Here is a 9,012-nt window from a genome sequence, read left to right on the forward strand (position 1 = left end):
CCTCACCCTCCCTCGGTGAAACCGGACCGGGATCCCCTCACACGCCCACAGCGATTCCGGGCGGCTTCGGCACAGATCCCGAGGCCGGCGCCGATCGGTGCCCCGCCGCCGGCTCGCCCGTCGGCCGGCACCGCGCCGCGCACCATGCGCCCGGCCGACCCGGGCACCTCCACCCCAGCGGCACAGAGGCAGCTTCCGCCCCAGGGCAGGTCGCTCACCTGCTGTGCGACCGCCTGCACCCGTTTCAGCCGCATCACGCCGACGAACAGCGTCACCTGCCACGCCTCCGCGGCAGGGCTCCGACGACTACCGGCCCACCAGGCCGCCTGCCGGTGTACCGGATGGCAATACCGACGGCGACGACCTGCCGGTTGCTGCAATGGCGCGTCGCACCAGCCACACCGCACATCACGCATATATGGACAATATGCCCACCTTGCGGTAAAGGCACTCGTTGTCACGTCACAGACGGTCACAGCCGCGGTCCGCAGGATATCCAGGACCTGCTCAGCCGACCGCAGAGTGCTCTCTTGCTCGTGCGCGTGTGCTGCGGAGGCGGTGGGAATCGCTGCCGGTCTCGACGACGTCCCCTTGAAGGTGAGGCGGTCACGATGGCGGTGCAGGGGCAGGGGTGACCGTCACGGTGCGTTCCCTTCCCCCGCCCCTTGGGCGGGGGAGGATGCCGGTCAGGAGTCGCGCAGCCAGATGCGGAGTGCGCCGAGTGCGGCGAATCCGCTCGCCTGTGCGTGCGCGAGGTCGTCCCCGTGTTCGTAACCGACGAGGGGAAAGCCGGGGAAATGGCCGGCGGCTGCTGCGATCGCTGAGGACCAGATGGCGGTAACGTCACTGCTGTTGACGGCGAAGAGGTTGGAGAGGCCGATCAGCCCCGTGCTGCGGTTCAGGACGACACCGCCGGAAAGGACTTCGCCGCGGTGAACGGCGAGCACCACCACAGACGGGTCGTCCAGTAGCGCTGGTCGGAACACATCCGGTGTTCCGTCACCGCCGTGCCAGGCGGCCTGCCAGTCGCGAAGCTGGGCGGCCGTGGAAACCCGCTCGGTGCGCAAGGCCGGCGTTGCTGATGCAGGAAGCCCCGCTGGGCGATGGATCCACTGGGCATTGAAGAGCTCGACGAAGCCGCTGGAGGTGAGATCGAGCGTGGCGAAACTGTCCTTGATCGAGCACCCGGGTGACGCGGTGTCGATCTCAGCAAGGAAGTCGGTCGGCACCGCGTCGTGATGCAGAGTGATGGCGTCGGGGTAGTAAAGCGGCGTGCGGCGGGAACTCCACCAGGCCGTCTCGCCGAAGGCCCCTGGAATGCCGTGGGACCGGCACACCGAAGCACACCAGTCAGCATTGTTTCGAGCTGCGGCGGCACGGATGGAGATCATCTCGCTTGAGGTCACCCGGGACAGGGTGACACTCCTGGGACTCGATCGCACGTCCGTTTCCCGCTTGACTGGATCTGCTGTCGCCAGGGAGCTCCGGGGGCGTATCGGTTCCGGAGGTTCCGGCTTCGGTGGCGATGGGGGCGGTGCTCTTGTCGTGGTGGTCGAGTGTGCGACGTGCTGGTCGTCATGGAGGACGTCGTCGGTGGTCATGCGGACGATCCGGGTGCCGACTGGGTAAACGGGCGGGACCAGGCAGGCGGCGACCAGGCCGGGAAGGCGTCGGCCCGGGTGATCCACTGACGGCGTTCCTGCGTACATGGACGCCCCCGTCGCCCAGTCGCGGGCCGACGGCATCGGCGTCCGCGACGAGAACATAGCCCGCCTTCCCTTGTTCATACGCCGCCACATCACCATGCAGGGCCGCTGCTCCTTCCAGTTCACCGGCTTGTCCGGTGGCCTACGGCCCAAGGGACCGTCCATCCGCGTTGCCCCGGCTACTTGTTCGGTGTCACAAGGTCAGGTCGCCCTGCCGGGCGGTAGCTGCGCCACGAGCACTGCTCGACGCGACGCGGCAGCCGTGCTTGGGAAAACACGACAGTAGGTGTCGGGTTTCTGCGCAACCATCACGTCGTCGCCCTTCACGTGGGCGGCGCGGGATGGTGCGTGGACAGGGAAGGATACGCATGTCAGCAACGTTGGACGGCAGGATTGCTCTGGTCGCAGGGGCGACGCGGGGGGCCGGCAGGGGGATTGCGGTCGAGCTCGGCGCGGCTGGGGCCACCGTTTATGTCACTGGCCGCAGCACACGGGAGCAACGCTCGGAATACAACCGTCCCGAAACCATTGAGGACACCGCCGATCTGGTGACCGAGGCGGGAGGCCGCGGTATCGCGGTCCCGACCGACCACTTGGTCCCCTCCCAGGTCCGCAGCTTGATGGATCGCATAGCAACTGAACACGGCAGGCTGGACCTTCTGGTCAACGACATCTGGGGTGGCGAACTCCTCGTCGGATGGAACACACCCGTATGGGAGCACGACCTGGACAAGGGACTGCGGATGCTGCGGCTGGCGGTGGAGACCCACGCGATCACCAGCCACTACGCCCTCCCTCTCCTGCTGCGGAACGAGGGCGGACTGGTGATCGAGATGACCGACGGCACCGCCGAGTACAACCGGGATACTTACCGGGTTTCGTTCTTCTACGATCTCGCAAAAGCCGCTGTGCTCCGCATGGCCTTCGCCCTGGGCCACGAACTGGGACCGCGGGGCGCCACAGCGGTAGCACTGACGCCTGGGTGGATGCGCTCGGAGATCATGCTCGACCACTACGGCGTGGTCGAGGAATCATGGCATGACGCGTTGGAGCGGGAGCCACACTTCTGCATCTCCGAGACCCCACATTACGTCGGGCGCGCTGTCGCGGCCCTGGCTGCCGATCCCGAGGTGAGCCGTTGGAACGGACAGTCATTGTCCAGCGGTCAGCTCGCGCAGGTCTACGGCTTCACCGACCTTGACGGCAGCCGGCCGGACGCTTGGCGCTACATCGTCGAGGTTCAGGACGCCGGCAAACCCTCTGACGCAACCGGATACCGCTGAGCCGTCATCAGCTCACGGTTTTCGGCCCGGTGCCGAAGGCTCCGGCAAAGACTCAAGGCCATGCTGAGGCCGCCAACAACGGGCAGTCGCGCGTTCACGGGAGTCGGCCGTCGGGGTCGTGCGTGGCGAGCTCGGCGATGGCCTCGGGGGAGGGCTTGAAGCAGCGGCGGGCGTTCTCGGGCTTCTTCTGACGCGACTTGGCCATCAGCATCAGCGGCGACGCGCCCTGTTCGCGGAGGTGGGGCAGGAAGGAGTGGGTAGAGGAGCTGCCTGCCTGGCCTGCCTCGCGGCCTCTTCAGTCGGAGCAGGCTGCACTCCGTACTCGCCGTCGCCCCAGAAATCGGCCTCGGCCGCATGCCCGACCCGAGGCAGGACCTTGCCCCGGCCCACGGGGCCCTGCCTCGGATCGGGCACAGCCGCTCCGGATCAACGCGGTGTCGTGTGCTGTCTCCTCACCACCAGGCCCTTCGGTGCCTCGATGTGCGCCGTACCGTCGGCGTCGACGGAAATGTCCAGCCGCCCGCCCGCGACATCCAGCCCCTCGACCTTCAGTGGCCGGTACGCCTCCACGAACCCGGGCGCGACCGTGAGCGTTCCGCCGGGGACATCGGCGGAGAGACCCAGCACCGACTGAAGGATCATGACGGACGAGGCCGCCGCCCAGGCCTGCGGGCGACAGGACGCCGGATAGGGCGAGGGCCGGGCGTCGGTCGCCGCTCCATGGCCGGCGAACAGTTCGGGAAGCCGCGCGTCGAAAGCCGCCGATGCGGTCAGCAGCCCCTCGGACAGGGACGCGGCTGCTTCCGGGAACCCTGCCCTGACCAGGCCGTGCACAGCGATCGCGGTGTCGTGCGGCCAGATGGAACCGATGTGATAGCCGTACGGGTTGTAGGCCACGGAGTCGCTGCTCAGGGTCCGTAGTCCATGGCCCGAGTCGAGGTCGGGCGCGCTGAGCCTGGCGGCCAGCAGTTTTGGAACGCTCCAATGAACTCGCCCGTTCACGCGACCGGTTCCGGAGACACTCATGCCCCGCTCACCCAACACCCGAGCGGCCAAGGCCGGTTCAGTGACCCTGGCCACGGTGGCACGGCGGGCCGGAGTCTCCCCACAGACGGTATCGAACGCACTCAATGCGCGCGAACTGCTGCGTCCGGAGAACCTGGAGCGAGTCCGCCGCGCCGTCGACGAGCTGGGCTATCGCCCGCACCGAGCGGCCCAGACCCTGCGCACCCGCTCCAGCAAGCTCATCGGGTACGGAATCCGTCCTACCGCCCCGGGCACCTCGACCCCGGTCATGGACCGGTTTCTGCATGCCCTGTCCCAGACCGCCGATGAGGCCGGTTACCGGATCCTGCTCTTCACCTCACCCCCCGGCAGCGCCGGCCTCGACGGATACGAAGAGCTCCTCGACCTGCACAGCGTGGACGGATTCGTGCTGAGCGGCACCGATCGAGGCGACCAGCGCCAGGCCTGGCTGGAGAAGCGCGGTGTGCCGTTCGTGGGCTTCGGGCGGATGTGGTCCGGTCGACAGATCGGCGATTGGGTGGATGTCGACGGCGCCTCGGGCACGGACGCCGCAGTCGAACATCTGGTGGGTCTGGGGCATCGCAGAATCGCGTTCCTCGGCTGGCCTCGCGGCTCCGGGGTCGGCGACGACCCCGCCATGGGCTGGCAGCGCGCCATGCGACGGCACAGCCTTCCAGTGCGTGGTAAGCGAGCACAGAGCGTCGATGACATCGCCTCGGCGCAGGCCGCTGTCGGACCACTGCTCGACGCGGGTGCGACGGCGGTGATCGCGGCCAGCGACATGCTCGCGCTGGGCTGCTACCACGCCTTGCGCGAGCGACGAGCTGTGCCGGGCACGGATGTCGCGGTCGTCGGCTTCGACGACTCCCCCACGGCGGTGCTCCTCTCCCCCGGACTGTCCACCGTGGCCCAGCCTCTGGAGGCCGTCGGCCGCGAATGCGTCCGGCTTCTGCTGGCCCGGATGTCGGAAATCGGCGCCCCGCCCGAGCACGTCCTGCTCGAACCGTCCCTCGTGGTGCGTGACAGCGCATCCGCGTCAGACGACTGAACCACCCCCGCGTCCGTCTACGGGCCATCGATCACCGCACGCCCTTTCCGGGCAGCTGAGCCGCAAGCCTTATCCCTCCTGGAATTCATGGGAACCCGTACGACAGCCGGTACGAATGCCGGAAACCCCAGCCCGATTCCGACGGGCCAGGGTTTCCATGCCGTTTGGGTACTGTCGTCACCACTTTTCGTTGTAGTGGTCCCTGACGACCCGGAAGCTGCCCACGACACCGTTCTTGACCCACACGCCGCCATGGACGAAACGCGGCCTGACACCATTGCTCGTGCTGTAGGGGCCGACCGTCGCGACAGGCGAGCCGTTGTCACAAGTCGCGCCACGGAAGACCTCAACGGTCCGACGGCTGTCGTTGCGGACGTTGAGAGTCCTGGAGCCCAGACCACTCACCACGGTGATGCAGCCATCGGAGTGAGCGGAGTACGACCGCTCGTTGAAGAAAATCCTTCCCCTGTCGTAGTCGTCGCCACCATAGCCACCGCCGCCGTAGCCGCCGCGCCCTTCGCCACCGCGCCCGTTACCACCACCGCCGTAGCCGCCACCCCCTTCGCCACCGCGCCCGTTACCACCACCGCCGTAGCCGCCACCCCCTTCGCCACCGCGCCCGTTACCACCACCGCCGTAGCCGCCACCTCCGTTGCTCTTGCCCTTCTCCCCGCCGCCACCCTCGCCCGGCGCAGCCGCGGCGGGAGCGGCGGCCTGCTGCTGGACAACGGGCGCGGCTGCGGGGGTATCCGCGGCCGTGGCGTAGTTGATACCGGTCGCCGCCAGGGCCGCAGCGCCTGCAACGGCGGCGGTCACGACGACAGTACGGGTAGTCATATCGCTTCTCCTGTCTCAGAGACATCGACTGTGAACCGATAGCAACGAACGTACTTATAGTCCTATTAACTGTCATATCGAATGCCTCTAAGGTGTGACGCCAAGGACCAATTGGGTGCATGCCTCAGCGCGTCGACGCTGTATACCGCGCTCAACCACGGAACGAACTCGGGTCCTTCTCTGAGTGGCTGTCATTTACCTTTTTTCCGACGCTCTGAGTGGCGGTCAGTGTCTGCCCTGCCGTGGTACTGGGCGGTGACAGGGTCACGGCCGGACCCAGAGGCGGCGGGTCCGGCCCTGAACATCGGCTACCGCGTGGATCAGGCGTCGTGGGCCGTGCCGTGAGCGCTACTGTCGGCGTGGCTCATGCCGGAATCGCCGCCGCAGGCAGCGTTCCCGCCCCACGCCCCACGACGCGTTGGACGCGTCACCGGAGTCGCCCGAGCCGACGGCCCAGGAACCACCGTGGTGCTTGGCCTCCTGATACGTCCTGGTGGTTCCAGCCGTGGTGAGCGCCCCCGTGACGGTCGCTCCATCAGCGGCACGACTGCCTTGTCGCGCAGTCGGCAAAGCTGCGAGAGCAGCAACCTGACCTGGTCGTCGCCAAGCGCGGCGCCCGCTGCACGGTCTTGACGTGCACGGCCCGCCGGACGGGACGTTGCCGACTGGCCCGTCCCATGAACGGACGATGTCGATCGGAAACGCGCTGCAGCGGGGGTCCGGTCGTTTCTCGAGGTCTGGTCGCATCAGCCGTCGCCCGGGCCACGCAGCTGCGGACGGCTTCCTGTCCGGGATGCCGGAGCCGCCTGGGAGCGGGTATCTCCCGCTCGGCCAACCGATGCGGCCGCCGAAACAGTGCCGCGCGTGGAGGAATGCTCGACAGTTCCATGCGGTACGGACGGCGGGGCGGAGATGGGGCCGCCGGCACCGGCTCGGTGCGGCTGCTCCATCAGCGCGACTTTTGCCCGGCACTGGACCGGAATCGTTGCCCCGGGACAGGGCTGCGATGAAACTGATCCCGCGGGCATCCGGAGCCGTGGGCACGACCCCGTCACTTCGCCGTGAACAATGACTTCGGTGCCCGCCCCTCCCGACGCGATCCACGGCAACCCGCCAGGATGCACCAGAACAGCGGGCAGAACCGACCGCTCCAGCGACTGCGCTCCGCCTCTCCCCCACGCGGACGCGGGGCCGGGCGAAGTTCCCGTCAGGTCCGGCCGGGCCCCTGACGGCAACGCCCTCATTACCTCTTCGCAGCGGATCTGCTCGGCTGTTGAGGTGAGAGACGGCCAATGGCCCGCCAGGTCACTTCCTGTGAATCGACCTCTGCGACACAGTGGTTTCGGCTTCCCCGGCTCATCCCCCCGGTTCGGTGGCAGCCCGACGAAGCCCCCGGACGCCGGCCCCAACCGCACACCCGGGGGCTTCGCCGACGAACCGACACCCGTGCTGGTTGCACATGACAGCCAATCGGCTTTGTACGTGAGTAGCGAGAGCGCGTGTTGCTCAGAGCCCGTCACACGATCTTGTTGAGATGTCCTGGTCGGGCGTGACCAGTCCGACGGTTCGGCCGTTCGTGATGGTGTGATCACTCGGCCGTGGATCGTGGACGACGACTTGTGGACGCTGAACGAACCGCTACTGCCGCCCTGGCCCGAGCGTCGCCAGGGCCGTAGCCGATGCCGGACAGGCTCTGTCTGCAGGGCATCCTGTACGTCCTCTACAACGACGTCGCCTGGCAACTCCTGCCGTTGGAGGTAAGGTTCGGCCCGGCCGCAACGGCAGACGCCGCATTGACGGCCGCACGTGAAGCCTTCACCCCCGAATGGACGTCGCGGCAGTCGGCGCGGCTGTCGTCATGGCCGGAGCCGGTCTCGTCTCACTCGTCCTCCTGCGAGGCGTAGGGAAGACGAAACGCTCAACGCAATCCTCCACCGAACCGGGAATCACAACGCTCGTCTCGTTCAATTCCGTACTGAGCACCGCCGGGGGATGCTCCAGTGCTTCAGCGCAAGCACGTCGAGCACCTGGGCGACGGCGAAGACCAGACGGTGGCGGTGAAGTTCGGCACCTTCCTGGACAACGCCCGGCGCAGGGCCGCGAACCTCACCCCCTCACGGCACGAGGCACCGCCCCTGCTCAGGGTGCGGTGTCCCGCCAGGCGGCACTCGCGACCTGCTTTCGCTTCCCGAGGGAGAAGCGGCATCTGAGGACGACCAACGGAGGGGCGCTGCGGCATATCCCGGTGCGACGAGGTCGACTCGAACGGCTACTCGACAGCGATGCATGGCATGGCACCCGTGACGTGCCGCTCGTCGCGGCTGTTGGGCCCGGTAACGTGCGCGCCTTCGACCCCTCGGGATGCGTACGTCTGGGCCCTGGTCCCTCAGGCCAGGGCCCTGCGGTTTTTTCCAGGGGGTAGGACCGTGTTCCGCCCTCGCTGGCGTGCCGTCGGTCCCGGGATGTCATTCGCCACTGCCGCACGGTGGGAACCTGGGGCCGCTGACGTACGGGAGCGGCGTGCCACCGCCCTGGGTGGGTGGTGGCACGCCGGATCAGAAGGGTTGCACCCCGGGGGCGGAAGGTACGCCCCTGGTCAGCGGCAGGTCAGGGCCGGTGGGCCAGCGACGGCAGCCCCCGAGGCGGCGGGCAGCCAGATGAACGGCGGTGTTCAGCCTCGGCCGTCTTGTTCGTGCGCGGACGCGTCAAACCGGCAACGCACCCCGTACCCGTGCAGGGTTCCCCTCGGGGCCAGACGTCTCCATATAACGGAGTCACCTTTACGGGGTCGCCCCGCCCGCCCCGCGCGCCGGTACGGGGTGGACCTTGCGCGGTGGCCGTGGCGTGGCGTGGCGTTCGCATGCTGGGTTCGTGAAGTTCCTGATCAAGGTCACGCCGGCCCGTGCCGTACCGGTCCTGCCGGAGCCCGTGTGGAGCCGGATGTCCACCGCGGGATACCGCCTCCTGTGCCGGAAACCCCGGCCCGATTCCGACGGGCTGGGGTTTCCGTGTGATGCGCAGGATGCTGTTAGTACCGGTCGCGGTCGTCGCGGTCGAAGTGGTCCCGGATCACCCGGAAGCTGCCCACGACACCGTTGCGGACGAACACGCC

At 68.0% G+C, this 9,012-nt stretch carries 8 protein-coding genes; 4 read left to right on the plus strand and 4 right to left on the minus strand.

Going from position 1 to position 9,012, the window contains the following annotated elements; genetic code table 11:
- Nucleotides 1-2: 2 nt before the first annotated feature.
- Nucleotides 3-275: a hypothetical protein gene (locus tag AB0I23_RS31310; RefSeq protein ID WP_359114344.1), complete on the minus strand. Its 273-nt coding sequence runs from the start codon at nt 273-275 to the stop codon at nt 3-5.
- Nucleotides 276-686: 411 nt separating this feature from the next.
- Nucleotides 687-1,406 carry a hypothetical protein gene (locus AB0I23_RS31315; protein ID WP_359114346.1) on the minus strand — a complete coding sequence of 240 codons (720 nt, stop codon included), beginning with the start codon at nt 1,404-1,406 and terminating at the stop codon, nt 687-689.
- A 150-nt stretch (nt 1,407-1,556) separates the two neighbouring features.
- Between AB0I23_RS31315 and AB0I23_RS31320 the strand changes: the two genes are divergently transcribed.
- A complete protein-coding gene (locus tag AB0I23_RS31320; RefSeq protein ID WP_359114348.1) occupies nt 1,557-1,691 on the plus strand; it encodes a hypothetical protein in 135 nt (44 codons plus the stop codon).
- Between the two features lie 383 nt (nt 1,692-2,074).
- Complete coding sequence (locus AB0I23_RS31325) at nt 2,075-2,989, plus strand: SDR family oxidoreductase (protein WP_359114349.1); 915 nt, start codon at nt 2,075-2,077, stop codon at nt 2,987-2,989.
- Between the two features lie 426 nt (nt 2,990-3,415).
- Here AB0I23_RS31325 and AB0I23_RS31330 read toward each other — a convergent pair whose 3' ends face one another.
- Complete coding sequence (locus AB0I23_RS31330; RefSeq protein ID WP_359114351.1) at nt 3,416-3,991, minus strand: amylo-alpha-1,6-glucosidase; 576 nt, start codon at nt 3,989-3,991, stop codon at nt 3,416-3,418.
- A 22-nt stretch (nt 3,992-4,013) separates the two neighbouring features.
- Here AB0I23_RS31330 and AB0I23_RS31335 point away from each other — a divergent pair, with 22 nt between their 5' ends.
- On the plus strand, nt 4,014-5,063 hold the full coding sequence (locus AB0I23_RS31335; RefSeq protein ID WP_359114353.1) for a LacI family DNA-binding transcriptional regulator: 1,050 nt from the start codon (nt 4,014-4,016) through the stop codon (nt 5,061-5,063).
- A gap of 177 nt (nt 5,064-5,240) precedes the next feature.
- On the opposite strand, the gene AB0I23_RS31340 is transcribed toward AB0I23_RS31335, so the two are convergent.
- Nucleotides 5,241-5,900, minus strand: coding sequence for a hypothetical protein (locus AB0I23_RS31340; RefSeq protein ID WP_359114354.1), 660 nt, complete (start codon nt 5,898-5,900; stop codon nt 5,241-5,243).
- A gap of 1,679 nt (nt 5,901-7,579) precedes the next feature.
- Here AB0I23_RS31340 and AB0I23_RS31345 point away from each other — a divergent pair.
- Nucleotides 7,580-7,804, plus strand: coding sequence for a hypothetical protein (locus AB0I23_RS31345; RefSeq protein WP_359114356.1), 225 nt, complete (start codon nt 7,580-7,582; stop codon nt 7,802-7,804).
- The last annotated feature ends 1,208 nt before the right edge of the window (nt 7,805-9,012 follow it).

The organism is Streptomyces atratus, from assembly GCF_040655115.1.
GTDB classification, from domain to species: Bacteria; Actinomycetota; Actinomycetes; order Streptomycetales; family Streptomycetaceae; genus Streptomyces; species Streptomyces atratus_D.